The organism is Streptomyces sp. C (assembly GCF_000158895.1).
Taxonomy (GTDB): domain Bacteria; phylum Actinomycetota; class Actinomycetes; order Streptomycetales; family Streptomycetaceae; genus Streptomyces; species Streptomyces racemochromogenes.
On record NZ_GG657750.1, the window covers coordinates 6,265,951 to 6,284,992 of the forward strand.

The 19,042-nt window shown below is 74.5% G+C and carries 16 protein-coding genes and 2 pseudogenes; 8 read left to right on the forward strand and 10 right to left on the reverse strand.

The genetic code is table 11. The annotated features are described in order from the left end of the window. The 4 genes and pseudogenes from SSNG_RS28145 to mshA all read left to right on the forward strand — a co-directional run. Nucleotides 1-1,523: asparagine synthase-related protein (locus tag SSNG_RS28145; RefSeq protein ID WP_007267324.1), on the forward strand; the 1,523-nt coding region annotated here is incomplete at its 5' end. 174 nt (nt 1,524-1,697) lie between these two features. After that, nucleotides 1,698-2,381: pseudogene (locus SSNG_RS44970) on the forward strand (class I tRNA ligase family protein); the annotation flags it as partial. Between the two features lie 175 nt (nt 2,382-2,556). Continuing rightward, nucleotides 2,557-3,273 (forward strand): hypothetical protein, encoded by a 717-nt coding sequence (locus tag SSNG_RS44975; protein WP_050779752.1) that lies wholly within the window; start codon nt 2,557-2,559, stop codon nt 3,271-3,273. 222 nt (nt 3,274-3,495) lie between these two features. Further along, the gene (mshA, locus tag SSNG_RS28155) at nt 3,496-4,830 is read left to right on the forward strand and encodes a D-inositol-3-phosphate glycosyltransferase (RefSeq protein WP_007267326.1); all 1,335 of its coding nucleotides are present in this window, start codon (nt 3,496-3,498) and stop codon (nt 4,828-4,830) included. 385 nt (nt 4,831-5,215) lie between these two features. Here mshA and SSNG_RS28160 read toward each other — a convergent pair whose 3' ends face one another. The 9 genes and pseudogenes from SSNG_RS28160 to SSNG_RS28200 form a co-directional block, all read right to left on the reverse strand. After that, nucleotides 5,216-6,268 (reverse strand): helix-turn-helix transcriptional regulator, encoded by a 1,053-nt coding sequence (locus tag SSNG_RS28160; protein WP_042802106.1) that lies wholly within the window; start codon nt 6,266-6,268, stop codon nt 5,216-5,218. Nucleotides 6,269-6,513: 245 nt separating this feature from the next. Then, nucleotides 6,514-6,954 (reverse strand): transcriptional repressor, encoded by a 441-nt coding sequence (locus tag SSNG_RS28165; RefSeq protein WP_042804228.1) that lies wholly within the window; start codon nt 6,952-6,954, stop codon nt 6,514-6,516. An 88-nt stretch (nt 6,955-7,042) separates the two neighbouring features. Beyond that, nucleotides 7,043-7,927 carry a class I SAM-dependent methyltransferase gene (locus SSNG_RS38185; RefSeq protein WP_050779754.1) on the reverse strand — a complete coding sequence of 295 codons (885 nt, stop codon included), beginning with the start codon at nt 7,925-7,927 and terminating at the stop codon, nt 7,043-7,045. 173 nt (nt 7,928-8,100) lie between these two features. Next, nucleotides 8,101-8,580 carry a GNAT family N-acetyltransferase gene (locus SSNG_RS28175; protein WP_007267332.1) on the reverse strand — a complete coding sequence of 160 codons (480 nt, stop codon included), beginning with the start codon at nt 8,578-8,580 and terminating at the stop codon, nt 8,101-8,103. A gap of 149 nt (nt 8,581-8,729) precedes the next feature. Next, the gene (locus SSNG_RS28180; RefSeq protein WP_007267333.1) at nt 8,730-9,638 is read right to left on the reverse strand and encodes a M56 family metallopeptidase; all 909 of its coding nucleotides are present in this window, start codon (nt 9,636-9,638) and stop codon (nt 8,730-8,732) included. After that, nucleotides 9,635-10,024: a BlaI/MecI/CopY family transcriptional regulator gene (locus SSNG_RS28185; RefSeq protein WP_007267334.1), complete on the reverse strand. Its 390-nt coding sequence runs from the start codon at nt 10,022-10,024 to the stop codon at nt 9,635-9,637. Before SSNG_RS28185 ends, SSNG_RS28180 begins: the two co-directional genes overlap by 4 nt. A gap of 157 nt (nt 10,025-10,181) precedes the next feature. Beyond that, nucleotides 10,182-10,463: a metal-sensitive transcriptional regulator gene (locus SSNG_RS28190; RefSeq protein ID WP_007267335.1), complete on the reverse strand. Its 282-nt coding sequence runs from the start codon at nt 10,461-10,463 to the stop codon at nt 10,182-10,184. A 9-nt stretch (nt 10,464-10,472) separates the two neighbouring features. Beyond that, nucleotides 10,473-12,734 (reverse strand): annotated as a pseudogene (locus SSNG_RS28195) (heavy metal translocating P-type ATPase). A 95-nt stretch (nt 12,735-12,829) separates the two neighbouring features. Continuing rightward, on the reverse strand, nt 12,830-13,120 hold the full coding sequence (locus SSNG_RS28200) for a cation transporter (RefSeq protein WP_007267337.1): 291 nt from the start codon (nt 13,118-13,120) through the stop codon (nt 12,830-12,832). A 192-nt stretch (nt 13,121-13,312) separates the two neighbouring features. On the opposite strand from SSNG_RS28200, the gene SSNG_RS28205 reads away from it, so the two are divergent. The 4 genes from SSNG_RS28205 (at nt 13,313) to SSNG_RS28220 (ending at nt 17,617) form a co-directional block, all read left to right on the forward strand. Continuing rightward, the gene (locus tag SSNG_RS28205; RefSeq protein WP_042802108.1) at nt 13,313-14,308 is read left to right on the forward strand and encodes a hypothetical protein; all 996 of its coding nucleotides are present in this window, start codon (nt 13,313-13,315) and stop codon (nt 14,306-14,308) included. A gap of 61 nt (nt 14,309-14,369) precedes the next feature. After that, nucleotides 14,370-14,678, forward strand: coding sequence for a metal-sensitive transcriptional regulator (locus SSNG_RS28210; RefSeq protein WP_241695135.1), 309 nt, complete (start codon nt 14,370-14,372; stop codon nt 14,676-14,678). A 117-nt stretch (nt 14,679-14,795) separates the two neighbouring features. Beyond that, nucleotides 14,796-16,109 carry an MFS transporter gene (locus SSNG_RS28215; protein WP_007267340.1) on the forward strand — a complete coding sequence of 438 codons (1,314 nt, stop codon included), beginning with the start codon at nt 14,796-14,798 and terminating at the stop codon, nt 16,107-16,109. Between the two features lie 143 nt (nt 16,110-16,252). Further along, a complete protein-coding gene (locus SSNG_RS28220; protein ID WP_007267341.1) occupies nt 16,253-17,617 on the forward strand; it encodes an NAD(P)/FAD-dependent oxidoreductase in 1,365 nt (454 codons plus the stop codon). Here SSNG_RS28220 and SSNG_RS28225 read toward each other — a convergent pair. Next, nucleotides 17,569-19,042 (reverse strand): amino acid permease (locus SSNG_RS28225; protein ID WP_042802110.1); only part of this gene is annotated, 1,474 nt, incomplete at its 5' end. The two genes, SSNG_RS28220 and SSNG_RS28225, sit on opposite strands and share 49 nt — an antisense overlap.

The following is a 19,042-nucleotide window of genomic DNA, read 5'->3' on the forward strand; positions in this document are numbered from 1 at the left end:
TTCCCCCGACCTGTGCGACGGCACCCTGCTGCCCGCGCTGTACGCCCGAGTACGGGACGGGGTTCGCGCGCCGGCTCGACGGGATGTTCGCCGTCGCCGTCCTCGACGTACGCGCGGCCCCCCGGCTGGTGCTGGCCGTCGACCCCATGGGCGGCAGGCCCCTGCACTACCACCAGGGCGCGGACGGGGCGTTCCGGTTCGCCTCCGAGATCCCGGCGCTGCTGGCGTTCGACGGGGTGCGGGCGGCGCCGCGGGCGGACAGCCTCGACACCGTCCTCGCCCTGCGCACCCCGATCTCCGCCCGGACCGCCCTGGAGGGCATCAGCGCGCTGCCGCCCGGCGCGACCGCCGTCGTGCACCCGGGCAGGCCGGCGGCGCTGCGGCGGCGGCCCCCGGCGCCGGAGGCCACCCCCGAGCGGGGCCGCCGGTCCACCGCGGACGTGCTGTGCCGGGAGGTGCGCCGCCTCGCGCGGGCCGACGTACCGGTGTGCGTCCTCACCAGCGGCGGGCTCGCCTCGGGCCTGGTCACCGCGCTGGCGGCCGAGTACGCCCGGGAGGCGGGGGCGCCCGCCCCGCACGGTTTCCACCTCGGCTACCGGGGCCGGTGGCCCGGCGGGGAGGCTGCGTACGCTCGCGCGGTGGCCCGGCACACCCGTATTGTCCACCACGAAGTCGCCCTGGACCCGGCCGAGCTGGGGTCGCTGCTGACCCTCACCGCCCGGCACCTGGGGCAGCCCGACGCCGACCCGGCCGCGGTGAGCACGTACGCCCTGTTCCGGGCCGTGCGGCGGGCCGGGTACAGCGTGGCCCTGACCGGGGACGGCGCCGACGAGCTGTTCGGCGCCGACGCGCGCACGCGGGTGGCGGGCACGGGCCCGTTCGTCGCCGACTGGGCCGCCGCCTACACCGACGGGCTGTCCGCCGCGCCGCGGCTGCTGCGCGAGTACCTGTACACGGCCGACTACCGGGCCTTCATCGAGGAGGAGGGCTCGGCCGCCGACCGCGTCGAGCGGGAGCTGCGCTCCGCGGGCGGAGACCGGCTGGCGGCGGTCGCCGCGTTCGAGGGCCGCTGGCGGCTGCCCTCCCGGCACCTGCGCCGGCTCGACCACCTGGGCATGGCCTCGGCCGTCGAGGCGCGGACGCCGTTCTGCCGGCCGCCGGTGGCCGCGCACGCCCGGGCCCTGCCGCCGCGCCTGCTCCAGGACCGGCGGGCGCTGGCCGAGGCGGGCCGGGAGCTGCTGCCCAAGGCCGTACGGCGGCGGCCCCGGCAGCCGTTCGCACTGCCGGTCACCGCGATGCTCGCCCCCGGCGGGCCGCTGCTGGAGCCCGTACGCGAACTGCTGTCGGCGGAGCGGCTGGCGCGGGCCGGGCAGGTCCGGCCCGACCGGGTGCGGACCCTGCTGGCCCGTCAGCTGGAGCGGCCGTCGGACCGCGACGCGCTCGCGCTGTGGGCGCTGGCCACGCACGAGCTGTGGGCCGAGGTGGTGCGGGGGATGCGCGTGCCGGCGGACTGCGCCGCCTGACGGCCGCGCAGGGCCCCCGGGGCGGTCCGCTGGCGTGTCCACGCAACGGCGCGAACGCGCAAGCCGATACCAGACCGGACGGTTCGTTTCTCTGTCAGTCTTGGCTGGGCACCCGCTGCCCCTTCCGTTCCGAGCCTCGCTGCGTCCTTCGCACCACAGCGTCAAGGAGGTCCCATGAGCACCCCCGTCTGGATCACCGCGACCCCGCCGGCCACCCACGGCGAACTGCACGTCGGCCATCTCGCAGGACCGTACGTCGCCGCCGACGTACTCGCCCGGTTCCTGCGGGCCGAGGGCGAACCCGTCCGGTTCACCACCGGCACCGCCGACCACGCCAGCTCCGTCCACGTCCGCGCGCTCCGCGCCGGCCGCAAACCGGAGGAGGTCGCCGAGGGGTACCGCGCCGCGATCACGTCGGACTGGCTGCGCTCGGGCGTCGAGTTCGACCACATCGTGCGACCCCGCCAGGACAAGGGCTACCGGGGCCGGCTGACGGAACTCTTCCGGCGGCTGTACGCGGACGGGGTCATCGCCGCCCGCACCCGCCTGACCCCGTACTGCGAGCCCTGCGGACGCTGGCTCCACGGAGCCCACGTCACCGGCACCTGCCCGCACTGCGCGGCGGCCTGCGAGGGCGGGATGTGCCACGAGTGCGCCCGCCCCAACGACGGGGGCGACCTGCTGGACCCGCGCTGCGCCCTGTGCGACTCCCCGGCCGTGCCCCGGCGCTGCCGGCGGCTGTACGTCCCGCTGGAGCCGTACCGCGAGGCCCTCGCCGAGTACTGGGCGGGCACCGGCCTGCCGCCGAGGCTGGCCGCGCTGTGCGAGTCGCTCGTCGAGGACGGGCTGCCGGACGTCGCGGTGTCCCACCCCGCCGAGTGGGGGCTGCCCGTCCCCGTCGACGGCTTCCCCGAGCACCGGATCGACGGCTGCTTCGAGGCGGCCGCCATGCACCTCTTCGGCCACGGCGACCGGCCGCTGCCCCGAACGGGCCGTCCACTTCTGCGGGTTCGGCCACGCCTTCTGTCACGCGGTGCTGCTGCCGGTCCTGCTGTTCGCCCAGGGGCTCAAGCTGCCGCAGCACTTCTGCGTCAACGAGGCGTACGTCATGGACGACGAGGCGCTCGTCCGGGGCTCCGGCCAGAAGGCCTGGGCGCTGGACCTGATCACCGAGTACGGCTCGGACACCCTGCGCCGGCACGTCCTGCAGGCCCGCCCGCTCGGCCGCCGCACGGCCTTCCACGCCGACCGGCTCGCCGCCGCCCGCCGGGAGCTGGACGAGGGCTGGAACAACTGGCTCGCCCGGCTCTTCGCCGCCGTCCGCGAGGAGTGCGCGGGACGGGCCCCGGAGGCCCTGCCCGGAGGCTCCGGCTGGGAGGTGCTGGAGCGCCGGCTGCTGCGCGGGCTGGAGGACCTGCGCGAGGCCTACTCCCCGGACGCGTTCGACCCGCGCAGGGCCGTGGGGCTGCTCGACGAGATGGTGCGCGCCGCTGCCGACTTCGGGCACGTCAACGCGCACGAGGCCCACCGCCCCACCACCGCCGGCCGCCACCTGCCGGTGCTGGCCGCGCAGTTGGCGGTGGCCCGGGCGCTGGGCGCGTGGGCGCGCCCGGTGATGCCGGAGGGCGCGGACCGGCTGGCCGCCGCCCTCAGGACGCGGCCCGGCGGACCGGTCTCGGCCGCCGCCCTCGTCCCGCCCGCCCCGGGCACGCGCCTGGCCCCGCCGTCGGGACCGGTGTTCGGCTTCTAGCCACAACCCCCCGGGCGGGCCCGTACCGCCGGCACGACGCGCACCACCCGCAGGATGCGGACCACCCGCACGACGCGCGCGACGCCCGCGAGGCGCACCACCCGCACGACGCGCACCACCCGCACGACCGTACGACGACAGAATCCCTTCCTCGCCGCGTGACCGCGCGCCGGTCGCCCGGCGGCGCGGGGCGGGCGCGGCCCCTGCCCGTAGGAGCTCCACGTGTCCCTGCGCGTCGCCATGCTCAGCGTCCACACCTCGCCGCTGCACCAGCCCGGCACCGGGGACGCGGGCGGCATGAACGTCTACATGGTCCAGCTCTCCCGCGCGCTCGCCGAACACGGTGTCGAGGTGGACCTGTTCACCCGCTGCCGGGGCGAGGCCCGCCCCTCCCCGGACGCCCTGGGCTCCGGCGTCCGGGTGCACCACCTGGAGGCCGGCCCGCGCGCCGCCCTCGCCAAGGAGGACATGCCCGCCCTGGTCGTCCCGTTCTCCCTGGCGCTGCTCAAGCAGGAGCGGCGCTACGACCTGGTCCACTCGCACTACTGGCTCTCCGGACAGGCGGGCCGGATCGCCGCCGCCGGCTGGCGGATCCCGCTGGTGCACACCGCGCACACCCTGGCCCGGGTGAAGAACGGAGCCCTCGCCCACGGGGACGCCCCCGAGCCGGAGCTGCGGATCCGCGGCGAGCACCAGGTCGTCGGCTCCGCGGACCGCCTCATCGCCAACACCGCCGACGAGGCCCGGGCGTTGCGCGAGCTGTACGCGGCCGAGGAGCGGCGCACGGAGATCGTCCGGCCGGGGGTCGACCTGCGCACCTTCGGACCCGGCCGGGGGCGGGCGGCGGCGCGGGCCGGGCTGGGACTGCCGGCCGACGCGTTCGTCCCCCTGTACGCGGGCCGCATCCAGCCCCTCAAGGGCCCGGACGTGATGGTCCGGGCGGTCGCCGAACTGCTGCGGCAGGACCCGGGGCTGCGCCGGCGGACCATCGTCCCGGTGGTGGGCGGCGACTCGGGGGCCGGGCCGCGCGGCGAGGCCTGGGAACTGGCGCGCGAGCTGGGGGTGTCGGATGTGCTGCGGCACTTCCCGCCGGTGCCGCAGGCGGAGCTCGCGCAGTGGTACCGGGCGGCGGACGTGCTGATGGTGCCCTCGCGCAGCGAGTCCTTCGGGCTGGTCGCCCTGGAGGCCCAGGCCTGCGGGACCCCGGTGCTGGCGTCGGCGGTCGGGGGGCTGCCGACCGCCGTGCGCGACGGGGTGACGGGCCTGCTCGTACGCGGCAACGACCCGGCGGCGTACGCCCGGTGGCTGCGCTGGTTCGCCGGGCGGCCGCAGGAGGCCGCGGAGATGGGGCGGGCGGCGGTGCGCCACGCGAGGAACATGAGCTGGCGGGCCGCGGCCGCGCGCACCCTGGAGGTCTACCGGGACGTGCTGCGCGAGGAGCGGTGGGGGCCGGAGGTGAGTGAGGCAGGAGCGGCGGCACGCTCCTGCCTCGCCGACGCCTCTCCCCTGGAGGGCCGAGAAGGCCGGAAGGCCACCCTAACAGCTCTTTTGAGCTGACCAAAGATGCGCAGGTGTAACGTCTGTATGAACTCCAGATCCGCCCTAAAGGCGCTACAGGAAAGTGGCTCGGACGCGGAATCCATATGAGAATGGAGATGTCTTCGACGGAATACCGGCGGCACGGATCCGCGGAGACGGAATCGATATTCAGACTTCCTGGAGGAATCATGTCGGCCGTGCACACCACCGGAATCCGTGGGAACGCCCGTCTCACCGCCCCCGTCCGCCCGTCCTGTACCGGGGCCGCCGCCGTCGGCGCGGGGTCCCGCGCGGACGGCAACGGCTGGGACTGAACGCCCCGCCCGCCCGGGCGGGTCGAAGCCCCGTGACCGCCTCCCGCGGACACGGGGCTTTTCGTTTTCCCGATGCGTGTCCTGTGAAATCAGTCCAGCCAGCCGAGCCGCTGGGCGCGTACCCCGGCCTCGAAACGGCTCGACGCGCCCATTTCCTGCATCAGCTCGGACAGCATTCGGCTCACCGTCCGGAGGGACACCCCGAGATTTCGCGCGACCTTTTCGTCCTTCATTCCCGAGGCGAGCATTTTCAGGGCGGCCCGCTGCTGTTCCGACAGGCCGTCGCCGCCGAGTTCCTGCGCGACGTCGTCGCCGTACGGCGTGGCCGCGTGCCAGCAGTGCTCGTACAGCGCGAGGTAGGAGCGGACGAGGGCGGGGCCGCGGGCGAGGATCGCGCCGGCCGCCCGGTCGTCGGGGTGCACGGGCAGCACGGCGAACTGCTGGTCCGCGATGATCATGTTCATCGGGACGGCGGGGGAGAGGCGGATCTCCACCCCGGCCTCGACGCGGCGGCGGAGCATCTCCACCGCCTCCGGCGAGGTGGTGATGCGCTGGTGGTAGATGGCGCGGATGCGCACCCCGTTGTCGATCTGGCGGCGGTCGCGGCTGAGCACCCGGTCGGCGACCTCCCGGACCAGCGCCGTCACGTGCATGGACGTCAGATCGTGGCGGATGACGTCGGTGATGTCCTCCAGCACCTGCTGGATCCGGCCGTAGTCGTCGAGGATCTCGACCTCGACGTCGGAGGCGTTCAGCGAACCGGGCCGCAGGAACCTTCCGACCAGGTTCTCCAGCGCGCTGTACGCCCGGTCGGACTCGTCCAGGTGCTCGCGCAGCCGCTCGCGCTCGCGCTGGAGCATCCGCAGCAGGGCGATCTCGGGGTCGATCACGGTGACCGCGTCCGGCCCCGGCTCCCAGGCGCCGGACTGGAGGTCGGCGCGGGTGGCGTGGGTGGTGCCGGTCGGAACGATCAGGCCGAGGGAGGTCAGCTCGGCGCGCCACTTCTCGTACTCCTCGGGCGCGATGCCGAGCTCCCGGAAGACCTCGTTCAGGTCGGACACCCCGCGCAGGCGCAGCTCCTGATAGAAGGCCAGCACCCTGTCGGCGGACTGGATGCCGTCCCTGCCGTCGCCCGTTGCCATCGCGAAGCGACCCCCTCATCTTACGAATCGACAGTCACACTTTGGCACATACCTATGGGAGGGCTCCCGCCCCCTCGAACGGGATGTGACGGGCGTCACAGGGTGCCTCTGAGGTGCGCGACTGTGCTCCCGGCCGGCCCGGACGGGGCTCCGGCGGGGCCGGTACGGGATCTTCCGCGGGTCAACTCCCCTGCTGCCGACGGGCGACGGGCGACGGGCGACGGGCGACGGGCGCGGGCGGTCCGTCAGTCGCGCGGCGCGGCCAGGCAGTCGGGGCACAGCCCCTTGAAGGTGATCTCGGCGCCTTCGCCCATCCGCCACGCGCGGATCGCGTCGCCGGCCGGCTCGGGCACCTGCGCCCGCACGTTCTCCACCCGGCCGCAGCGCACGCACAGCGCGTGCTGGTGGGGCGGGCCGGCGATCTCGAACACGGCCGGCAGGCCGGGGCGGTCGAACTTCTGCGCAAGCCCCGTCTCCAGGAAGTGCCGCAGCATCTCGTAGACCGCCTGGCTGGTCAGGGTCCCGAGCCGCTCGCGGGCGGCGGCGGTGAGGGACTCGACGTCCATGTGGCCGCCCGCCGACAGCACTTGCAGCACTTCGAGACGCGGCCCGGTGACCCGCAGCCCGACGTCGCGGAGGCGCTGGATCACCGCCTCGCGGCCGGTCGACTCCTCCACGACAGCCATCTCCCCGCCACCATCCGCGATCTGGTCCACTCAAACCTTTGTGGGCATCGTACCTCTTGCCCGGCCTCGCGGAACGGCGGCCGAGGGGTCAGCCGCCGGCGCGGCAGACGAGCAGGACGCTCTCCGTCCGCTCGTCCACGCGGTGGCCGCGCCGGCGCTCCACGCGCAGGCCCGCCCCGTGCAGTTCGGCGGTCAGCCGCTCCGGGTCGACGATCCACTTGCGGGTGGCCGTGACCACCCGCTCGCTGCTCAGCTTCCCCGTCCGGACCGAGTGGTAGGTGATGTGCTCGCCCATGCCGTCCAGGTCGAACTCCTGGCGGGCCACCGTCCACTCCTCCACCCCGTCGAACCGCGGCACCTGGAACGCCCAGGTGCGCGAGGGGTCCTCCGCCAGCCCGCGCAGCCGGTGCGCCGTGAAGTCCAGGGCGAGCGCGCCGCCCGGCTCCAGGTGCGCGGCGATCTCGCGCAGCAGCCCGGGACGGGCGCGGGGCGGCACGGCGGAGATCATCGCCCCGGCCAGCAGGACCAGCCGGTACCCGCCCCGCAGTCGCAGCCCCGCCAGGTCGGCGCGGGTGGTGACCAGGCGCTCCGACACCTGAGGGCCGATCCGCCGGCCCCAGGCCCGCAGCCGCTCCAGGCTGTCGGCGTCCCGGTCCACGGCCTCGACCCGGAAGCCCTGGCGGGCGAACGGCACCGCGAGCCGCCCCGCGCCGCAGCCCAGGTCCAGCACCGGGCCGCCGCCGCAGTCCCGCGCGAGGCCCAGGTAGCGGACGATGTCCGCGCTGTGGGGGCCCAGCAGGGCGTCCTGGAGCCAGAGCGAGTCCTCGCCGGCGGGCTCGGCCGACTCCAGGCCGGGCAGGAAGCCGGCGGGCGACAGGACGGCGGCCGCGCGCGGGGCCGGCCCGAGGGGTGCGGACGGGGCGGCCGCGACAGGAGGCGGGGGCGGGGAAAAAACGCCGCTCGGTGTGTGCATCGCTCCTCCAGGGGGTCGCTCGGTCCAGCCGTCCGGGGCGGAGCTCCCGTGCCGCCGGGACCGCGCCGCTGGTGAAATCCTGTCCTGCGCGGGAGGCCCGGGGCCAGAGCGGCGGGCTGCGTGAACACGCGATGGCGTGGATCTGCCACGCCCCCGCGGAGGGCGGGCGGCCGTCAGAGGGCGCGGCCGAGCCTGACCGGTGTGAGGGTTCCGAAGCCGTGGCGGGTGAAGAAGGGGAGCGCCGGGGCCTGTTCGACGGGCAGCGTGATCCGCTGGTACGCGGCCCCGTGCGCCCGCATCCGGCCGGTGGCCGCCTCCAGCAGCGCCGTGCCGACGCCCTGCCGCTGCCGGGCCGGGGTCACGCACAGGGCGTAGATCTCGCCCTCGGCGTCGACCGGCACGCCGCCCGAGACGGCTCCCACCACGGTGCCGTCGGTGTCCGCCGCGACCAGCCAGCCGAGCCAGGCGGGAGCTCCGCCGGGAATTTCAATTTCCGCTCGAATGCGGGGCAGGGCGCAATGGTCCGACACCAGCCGGCCGACCCCGATTTCCCCGAGGGCCTCGCCGTAGCCGTCGCGAATCGCTTCGGCGAGGAGCCGGGAAATCGCCGTCGCGTCACCGGGCGCTGCCGTCCGCACGTCAGCCAGCAGCATTCTTTCCGTACCTCTCGCCGTACCGGTCCTGAGCCCGCACGCGCTCAGAATAGCGGGCAATTCGAGTGGCCGGGGGCGGCGGGAAATCTACGAATTGGCTTAGTAAATAACCGGGTTGGGGCCGCAGAGAGGAAGAGGGCAATCCGCTGTCAGGACGTCCAACAACACGCGACCACCAGCGGAACGACCGTCGACACCGCCGCTGCCACCGCCAACACCCCGCGCAGCACCGGGCATCCCGCTCGGCGCGGCCCCAGGATGCGCCGCATCCGCAGCGCCGCCGACGGACCGCCCGCCGCGAACGCCCTGCGCGGCGCCCGCCCCGAGGCCAGCGCGTACAGCGCCGTGGCCAGCGCGTCGCTCGAACACCCGCGCATCGCCCGGTCGTCGGCGGCCATCTCCAGCAGCAGTGGCACCGTCCGCCCGCCGATCCGGGCCAGCGGCAGCCGGCGGAACACCGCCGAGTACGCGCCCGCCGCCGCGACCAGCAGGTGGTGGCGGCCGCCGATGTGGGCCCGCTCGTGCGCGAGCGCCGCGGCCAGCTCCCGTTCCGTCAGCACCTCCAGGGCGCCCGAGGACACCACGACCCGCCGCGAACGCCCCGGCAGGCAGTACACCGCCGGGCGCGCGTCCTCCAGTACGGTCGCCCCGAGCCGGGGGTCGTACCGGCCGACGAGCCGCAGCAGTTCGGCGTGCCGGGTGCGCGCCCGGCGCGCCCGCACGAGTTCGCGTACGAAACCGGTGGCCGGTACCGCCAGTACGGCCAGCGCCGCCACCGCGGCGAGGGCCTCGCGCGCCGTGGCCGCGGCCAGCCGCCCGGGGGAGGGCGGGGTCAGGGTCAGCACCGCGTCGACGAGCCGGTGGCTGGTCTCCGCGGGGAGCAGCAGCTGCGCCGGCAGCAGGGCCGTGGACAGCGCGAAGGCGGCGCCGCAGGCGATCCAGGCGGCCAGCCCCAGCCGGGGCACCTGCTGGGCCCAGCGGGCGCGCACCAGCAGTAACGGCAGCACCAGACCGGTGATCAGGGCGAGTCCGAGGGGCGGCAGTACGTGGTGGTTCACCGGCCGCTCCCGTCGGCCGGCCGGTCGGTGCGGGCGGCGCGCAGGGCCTCGTCCAGGGCCTCCACGTCCTCGTGGGACATCCGCTCCACGAACCGCAGCAGCGTCGCCCTGCGGTCCTGGCTGTCGCCGAGCGCGTCCTGCATCAGCGCCGCGGTGTACTCCTCGCGGCTGCGCACCGCCTCGTACATCCAGGCCCGGCCCGATTTCTCGCGGCTCAGCCAGCCCTTGCGGTACAGGATGTCCGCCACGGTCATGACGGTGGTGTAGGCGACCTTGCGGACCCGGTTTATGTCGTCCACGATCTCGCGGACCGAGGCGGGGCGTTCCCACTGCCACACCCGGTCCATGATCTCGGCCTCCAGCTCTCCCAGCCGGCGTACGCGCATCCCTCTCGGACCTCCCCCTCGCGAGCGGCTCATCGTACGACCCGCCCCGGCGGCGGGGGCATACCCCGGACCGGTACACGGCCGCGACGCCCGCCGCCCCTCCCCCGGACGGATCCGGTGGAGGGGCGGCGGGCGCGGGGCCGGGGGAGGGACCCCGTCAGGTGCGGATCAGGCGGGCGATGGCCCTGGTCGCCTCGGCGACCTTGGTGTTCGCCTCGTCCCCGCCCCTGGCGACGGCCTCGGTGACGCAGCAGGCGAGGTGTTCGTCGAGCAGGGTCACGGCGCAGGACCGGAGGGCGGCGTTGATCGCGGAGACCTGGGTGAGCACGTCGACGCAGTAGACGTCCTCGGCGACCATCCGCTGCACGCCGCGGACCTGGCCCTCGATCCGCCGCAGCCGTCTGATGACGTCGTCCTTGTGTTCTGTGTAACCGGCCACGGGGTCTCCTCAGTCGGTGGCGGCCCGGAAGCCGCGCAGGCGCAGGCTGTTGCCGACGACGAAGACCGAGGAGAAGGCCATGGCCGCACCGGCGATCATCGGGTTCAGCAGTCCGGCCGCGGCGAGCGGCAGGGCGGCCACGTTGTAGGCGAAGGCCCAGAACAGGTTCGAGCGGATGGTGCCGAGGGTCCTGCGGGCGAGCCGGATGGCGTCCGCCGCGGCCCGCAGGTCACCGCGTACCAGGGTCAGGTCGCCGGCCTCGATGGCCGCGTCGGTGCCGGTGCCCATGGCCAGGCCCAGGTCGGCCTGGGCGAGCGCGGCCGCGTCGTTGACGCCGTCGCCGACCATCGCGACGCTGCGGCCCTCGGCCTGGAGCCGCTTGACGACGTCGACCTTGTCCTGCGGCATGACCTCGGCGATGACCTCGTCGATGCCCACCTCGCGGGCCACCGTCTCGGCGACGGCCTTGTTGTCGCCGGTCAGCAGGATCGGGGTGAGGCCGAGGGCGCGCAGCCGGCGGATCGCCTCGGCGCTGGTGTCCTTGACCGCGTCCGCGACCTCCAGGACCGCGCGGGCCTCTCCGTCCCAGGCCACCGCGATCGCCGTGCGGCCGGCGGCCTCCGCCTCGGACTTGGCGCGCTCCAGGCGCACGGGCAGCTCCATCGCCCAGTCGGCGAGCAGCTTGCCGCGGCCGACGAGGACCGCGTGGCCCTCGACGACGCCCTGGACGCCGAGGCCGGGGATGTTCGCGAAGTCCTCCGGGGTGGGCAGGGCCCCGACCCGGGCGGCGGCGCCGGCGGCGACGGCCTGCGCGATGGGGTGTTCGGAGGAGTGCTCCAGCGCTCCGGCGAGGCGCAGCACCTCGGCCTCGTCGGTGCCCTCGGCGGTGTGGACGCGCAGCAGGGTCATCTGGCCGGTGGTGACGGTGCCGGTCTTGTCCAGGACGATGGTGTCGACCTTGCGGGTGCTCTCCAGGACCTCGGGGCCCTTGATCAGGATGCCGAGCTGCGCGCCGCGGCCGGTGCCGACCATGAGGGCGGTCGGGGTGGCCAGGCCCAGGGCGCAGGGGCAGGCGATGATCAGCACGGCGACGGCGGCGGTGAAGGCGGACGCGAGGCCCGAGCCGGTGCCGAGCCAGAACCCGAGTGTGGCCAGGGCCAGTCCGATGACCACGGGGACGAACACGGCGGAGATCTTGTCGGCGAGCCGCTGGGCGGCGGCCTTGCCGTTCTGGGCGTCCTTTTTCCAGCCGGTTTTTTCCGGGCCAGCTGGGTGTCTTTAGCCGACCCGGGTGGCCTCGACGACCAGGCGGCCGCCGGCGTTGAGGGTGGCGCCGGTGACGGAGTCGCCGACGGAGACCTCCACGGGCACGGACTCGCCGGTGAGCATGGAGGCGTCGACGGCGGAGGAGCCCTCGACGACGGTGCCGTCGGTGGCGATCTTCTCGCCCGGGCGTACCAGGAAGCGGTCCCCGACCTGGAGGTCGGCGGTCGGCACGGTCACCTCGCGGCCGCCGCGCAGCACGGTGACCTCCTTGGCGCCCAGCTCCAGCAGCGCCTTGAGGGCCGCGCCGGCCTTGCGCTTGGACTTCGCCTCGAAGTACCGGCCCGCCAGGATGAAGGCGACGACGCCGGCCGCGGCCTCCAGGTAGATGTTCCCCGCGCCGTCGGTGCGGGCGATGCTGAACTCGAAGGCGTGCGTCATGCCGGGAGTGCCGGCGGTGCCGAAGAACAGGGCCCACAGCGACCACAGGAACGCGGCGATCGTGCCCACCGAGATCAGGGTGTCCATGGTGGCCGCGCCGTGCTTGGCGTTGGTCCAGGCGGCGCGGTGGAAGGGCCACGCCGCGTACGTGACGACGGGCGCGGTCAGGGTCAGCGAGAGCCACTGCCAGTAGTCGATCTGCAGGGCCGGGGCCATCGCCATCGCGATGACGGGCACCGCGAGGGAGACCGCGGTGACGAGCCGCTGGCGCAGCGGCGCGAGTACGTCCTGCTCGGGCTGCTCCCCCTCGGGGCCCGGGGCGCCGCCGGTGCGCGGCGGCGCCGGCTCCTGCGCGGTGTAGCCGGTGGCCTCGACGGTGGCGATCAGGTCCGCGACGGAGATGTCGGCGTCGAAGGTGACCTTGGCCTTCTCGGTGGCGTAGTTGACGGTGGCCTCGACGCCGTCCATGCGGTTGAGCTTCTTCTCGATGCGTGCCGCGCACGAGGCGCAGGTCATGCCGCCGATGGCGAGCTCGACCTGGGCGGCGCCGGGAGTGATGGTGGTCATGAGTGCTGCTCCTCGTTCGAGCGCGGGGTGGGGGCCGGGGCCCGTGGGACGGACGGGACCCCGGCGGCCGGGTGGGTCGGGGGACTGACCGGGCGTCAGGCCCGGCCGGTCAGCTCGTAGCCGGCGTCGTCGACCGCCGCGGTGATCGCGGCGTCGTCGGGCTCGCCGGCGGTGGTCACGGTGACCACGCCGCCGTCGACGTCCACGTCGACGGAGACGACCCCGTCGAGCGCGCCGACCGAGGCGGTGATGGCGGTCCGGCAGTGCCCGCAGGACATGCCGGTCACGCGGTAGACGGTGGCGGTGGTGTCGACCACGGCCACGGTGGTGGTCGTCTCGCCGGCGTTCGTACCGCAGGTGCCTTCGGGGGTGCAGCAGGAAGACATGTGTTTCTCCTAGATCGGACCTCAGTCGCGCCGATACCCGCTGGGGGTATCTGGCCTGACTCCAGATATACCCCCCAGGGGTACACACCGCAAGTGTTCCTCCAGCTTGACTTGATACCCCTGGGGGGTATGGTGAAGTGCATGGAACCGCTGGATGCGGCCGTGGTACGTACGTCGTAGGGGAGATCAGCCATGAACACCGGAGTGAAGATCACCGTTTTCGCCGCAGCACTGGCGGCGACCTTCGGCACCGCCTACGGGGTGGGTGCGGGCGTGGGCCCGGTGGGCGAACCCGCCAAGCCGGCCCACGGGGCCCACGCGGCGCAGGCGTCCACCGGACCCGGGGGGCCGGGGGGATCCGGATCGCCCGCGGGCCACGGGGGCCACGACGGGGCCGCGGCCCAGGGGCCGGCGGCCGGCGGGCTCCAGGTCTCGGAGGGCGGCTACACGCTGAGCCTGGACACCCCGGGCGTCGCGGCGGGCCGGGGTGAGCTGCGGTTCTCGGTCAAGGACGCGGAGGGCCGCAAGGTCACCGGGTACAAGACCGAGCACGGCAAGGAGCTGCACTTCATCGTGGCCTCGCGCGACCTCACGGTCTACCGCCACCTCCACCCGGTGCGGGCGCAGGACGGCACCTGGTCGGCGCCCGTGGACCTGCCCGCGGCCGGCGCCTACAAGGCGTTCGCCGACTTCACCCCGGACGTGCCCGGCGCGAAGAACGTCACCCTCGGCGCGGACCTCTCGGTCCCCGGGGCGTACGCACCGGCACCGATGCCGCCGGCCGTGAACACGGCCGAGGTCGACGGCTACCAGGTGGCCCTGGGCGGCACCCTCGACCCGGGCAAGGCCGGCGAACTCAAGCTCACGGTCAGCAAGGACGGCAAGCCCGTCACCAACCTGGAGCCCTACCTGGGTGCTTACGGCCACCTCGTCGCCCTGCGCGACGGAGACCTCGCCTACCTGCACGTCCACCCCAACGAGGGCGGCCCCGGCCCGGACGTCTCCTTCACCGCCACCGCCCCGAGCGCGGGGACGTACCGGCTCTTCCTGGACTTCCAGCACGAGGGCAAGGTGCGCACGGCGGCCTTCACGGTCAACGCGGGCGGGGGCGGCGCCAAGCCCGCGGCGGCGCCCGCGGTGCCGGCGGCTCCTGCGGCGCCGGAGGAGTCGGGCGACCACTCCCACTGAGCGCACGTACCCGGCATACCCCCCTGGGATGGAACGCAAGAACGGGAAGGGATCGACCGCCGTGACCGCTTACACCGCACTCTCCGAACGCCCCGCCCACCGCACGGACAAGGACGACGTCCTCAAGCGACTGCGCCGCATCGAGGGCCAGGTACGCGGCCTCCAGCGCATGGTGGAGGAGGACACGTACTGCATCGACGTGCTCACCCAGGTCGGCGCCGCCACCAAGGCCCTGCAGTCCTTCGCGCTGACCCTGCTGGAGGACCACCTGCACTCCTGCGTCGCCGACGCCGCGGCCGAGGGCGGCGACCGGGCGCGCGAGAAGGCCGAGGAGGCCTCCCGGGCCGTCGCCCGCATGCTCCGCTCCTGACGCCGGGGAGGGGGCGGTCCGGCCGGAAATATCTTGACGTCGAGATGAATGGAGGGCAGGCTGCCGTGAGGTATCTCGACATCGAGATACTTTTCACGGGGGAGACGGAGGCCCGCCATGCGGCGGCTCGGCACGGCACGGCGACGCGACACGGACCACCGGGAAGCCGACGGCGCCGACGCCGACGGCGGACTGATCGCACAGCTCAGACGACCGCCCGGCGGCCGCGACGCCCGGATCATGCTCCTCGGCCAGCTCGTCGACCGCACCGGCAGCGGCATCTGGGCCGCCTCCTCGGTGCTCTTCTTCACCTTCGTCGTCGGCCTCGACGCCGGCCGCCTCGGCCTGATGCTCGGCGCCGGCGCGGTGGCGGGCATCGCCGGCTCACCCCTGGCGGGCCACCTCGCCGACCGGCTGCCCGTACGCCCCCTCCTGATCGCCTGCCACCTGCTGCGCCTGGCGACCCTCGGCGCGATGCTCGTCGTCACCCGCTTCGAAGCGCTCCTGCTGATCGTCGCCCTCACCTGCCTCGGCGACCGCGCGGCCAAGACCCTCGAAATGCTCTTCGCGACCCGGGTGGGCGGCGAACGCCGCACCACCTACCAGGCCCTGTCGCGCAGCGCCGCCAACGCCGGGTGCGCCGTCGGCGCGGGCCTCGCCGCCATCGGCCTCGCCGTGGGAACCCGGGGCGCGTACGAGGTCCTGATCCTCGGGAACGCGCTGTCCTTCCTGGCGGCCGCCGTCCTGGTGTGGCGTACGCGCGAACCACGCGGCCACGGCCGCCTCGTCGCCCCCGTACCCGGCGACGGCCCGCCCGAGCCGAAGGCGCCGGCCGCCGGGCCCTGGCGGGACCGCGACTACCTCCGCTTCGTCCTCCTCGACACCGCGATGAACCTCGACGCCTCGCTCCTCGACGTCGGGCTCCCGCTGTGGCTGGTCCACCACACCGACGCGCCGCACGCCGTCGTCCCCGCCTTCCTCGTGCTCAACACCGTGCTGGTCGTCGCCCTCCAGCTCCCCGTGTCGGGGAAGGTCCGTGCACCCCGCCAGGCGGCGGCCGCCGTCGCCTGGTACGGGCTCTTCCTGCTCGGCGCCTGCGCCCTCCTCGCCCTCACCCCCGAGCACGGACCCTGGACCGCCTCGGCGACGCTGCTGGCCGCGGCCGCCCTCGTCACCGCGGCCGAGCTGGTCCGCTCGGTGTCCTCCTGGGAACTGGCCGTCTCCCTCGCCCCCCGGCGGGCACGCGCCTCCTACCTGGGCGTGGCCGGCATCTCCTCCTCCGCGCAGAAGGCGGTCGGCCCGCCGCTGCTCACCGGCGCCGTCATGGCGCCGGGCCCGCCCGGCTGGCTCGCACTCGGCGCGGGCGTGGCGGCCCTGGCCCTCCTCCAGCGCCGGACCAGCCTGCGCCGCCTGGCCGCGGTGGGGGCCTGAGGAGAGCCGGGGCGCGGTCCCGCGGGGCGGGCGGCGGGCGGTCGTGCCCCTAAGGGCACATTGACAACCACCGGGCTCCCGACTGCAGTTGAGACCGCACCACTCCCACGACCGCACCACACCCCGAAGGGGGCGATCAGCGCATGACCGAGCCCGAGAGCGCGGGAGACGGCTACGACGTCGTCATCAGCGGAGCCAGCCTGGCCGGAAGCACCGCCGCGATCCTGCTCGCGCGGCGCGGTGTCCGCGTCGCACTGCTGGAACGACGCTCGGACCCCGAGGCGTACAAGGTGCTGTGCACCCACTCCATGACCGCCAACGCCGCCCCGGTACTGGACGAGCTCGGCCTCCTCCCCGCTCTTGAGAAGGCCGGAGCCGTCCGCAACGAGGCCCGCTGGTACACCCGTTGGGGATGGATACACCCGCGGGCCGCCCCCGCCGGGCCCGCGCTGCCGTACGGGTACAACGTCCGGCGCAGCACCCTCGACCCGCTGATCAGGGCCCGTGCGGGGGAGACCCCCGGCGTCGACCTGCTCCTCGGCCACCAGGTGACCGGGCTGGTCACCGAAGCCGGGCGGACCGTGGGCGTGCGGGCCAGGACGCCCCAGGGCGAGCGGGAGATCCGGGCCCGGCTCGTCGTCGGGGCCGACGGCAAGGACTCGGCCGTGGCCAAACTCGCCGGGGTGCCCACCCGGCAGTACGAGAACGCGCGGTTCGGGTACATCGCGTACTTCCGCGGCCTGACGCTGGAAGGGGGGCTGGGCAGGGCCTGGTTCCTGGAGCCCGACATGGCGTACGCGTTCCCCAACGACGACGGGGTGACGGTCGTCGCGGTGCTCCCGGACAAGAAGCGGCTGCCGGCCTTCCGGGAAGACCTGGAGGGCAGCTTCCGCTCCTTCGTCCGGGGCCTGCCCGAGGCGCCGGACCTCGACTCCGCCGAGCGCATCGGCAAGATCATCGGGACCGTCGACTACCCGCTCCTCACCCGGGAGCCCACCGCGCCGGGCCTCGCACTGGTCGGCGACGCCGCCCTGACCGGACCCCCTGTGGGGCGTCGGGTGCGGCTGGGCCCTGGAGTCCGGGAGCTGGCTGGCCGCGGCGGTCGCCGCGGCCGCGGCGGGCCGGGGCGACCTCGACCGGTCGCTCGCGGCGTACGCCCGTACGCACCGGCGCCGGCTGCGCGGCCACCAGACGCTGGCCGTCGACTACGCCAAGGCCCGCCCATTCAACCCCGTGGAGCGGCTGATGTTCGCGGCGGCGGCGCGCGACGAGGCCATGGCGCGCCACATGCACCACTTCGGGTCCCGCCTGATGGGTCCGGCGCGCTTCATGAACCCCGCGGCGCTGGCCAGGGCGGCCGTCATCAACGCCCGGTACCGCGGGACAGCTGCGGCGGCCCCGGGCGGGCGCCGCTGAGACACGCCGTGGCGACCGCCCGCCGCTCCGCGGGACCCGACGGTCAGACGATGCCCTCCGCGATGTCCGCCTGCTCGCGGGCGTTGCCGTAGGCGGACGGGGTCCCGTACGAGCGCCGGGCGGCGTACCACCACACGCTGGCGAGGACCAGGACGACCGCCAGGGCGATCACCGCGTAGTTCATCGAGTCGATCGTCACCGGGGACTTCTGCGGCAGGCAGAACAGGACGGTGACCACGGCCACCCAGCCGACGGCGACCCAGCCGACCGGCTTGCCCCAGCGGCCGAGGCTCCACGGCCCGGGCCGGAACCGGTCCCCGGCCCGCAGCCGCAGGTAGATCGGGATGGCGTAGGCCGGGGTGATGCCGATGACGTTGATGGCGGTCACGGCCCCGTAGGCGGTGGCGGACCAGAGCGAGGGCAGCGCGAGGACGCCGGCGGCCGCGACCGAGAGCCACACGGCCGGGACGGGGGTCTGGGTGCGGCCGCTCACCTTGCGCCACAGGGCGGAGCCGGGCAGGGCGTTGTCCCGGCTGAAGGCGAAGACCATCCGGCTCGCGGCGGCGACCTCGGCGTTGCCGCAGAAGATCTGCGCGACGATCACGACGAGCAGCAGGGCCGTGGCGCCGCCGGAGCCGAGGGCGTCGAGGAAGATCTGGGCGGGCGGCACACCGGTGGCGCTGCCCTGGACCGCCGCGTAGTCCTGGATGGCGAAGGTGAGCCCGGCCAGCAGCGCGAACCCGGCGATCCAGGAGGCCCAGATGGCCCGGACGATCCCCTTGGCGGCGGAGACGGAGGCGTTGGAGGTCTCCTCCGAGAGGTGCGCGGAGGCGTCGTAGCCGGAGAAGGTGTACTGCGCGAGCAGCAGGCCGATCGCCGCCACGTAGAGCGGGTTGGCCCAGCCGGTGTCGTTGACGAACTCGGTGAAGACGAACGAGACCGACTGGTGGCGGTCGGGTACGAAGGCCAGGGCGCCGACGATCACGGCGACGCCGGCCAGGTGCCACCAGACGCTGATGGAGTTGAGCACGCTGACGAGCCGGACGCCGAACAGGTTGAGCACGGCGTGCAGCAGCAGGATGGCCAGGAAGATCAGGAACGTCGAGCCCGGGGTGGGCACGAAGCCGAACTGGAGGTTCAGGAAGGCGCCGGTGAACAGGGCGGCGCCGTAGTCGATGCCGGCGATGGCGCCGAGCAGGCCGAGCAGGTTGAGCCAGCCCGTGTACCAGCCCCAGCGGCGTCCGCCGAGCCGGTCGGCCATGTAGTAGAGCGCACCGGAGGTGGGGTAGGCGCTGGTCACCTCGGCCAGGGCGAGCCCCACGCAGAGGACGAAGAGGCCGACGCCGGCCCAACCCCACAGCATCACGGACGGGCCGCCGGTACCGAGGCCGAAGCCGTACAGGGTCATGCAGCCCGACAGCACGGATATGACCGAGAAGCTGATGGCGAAGTTGCCGAAGCCGCCCATCCGGCGGGCGAGGACGGGCTGGTAGCCCAGTTCTCTGAGCCGCTCCTCC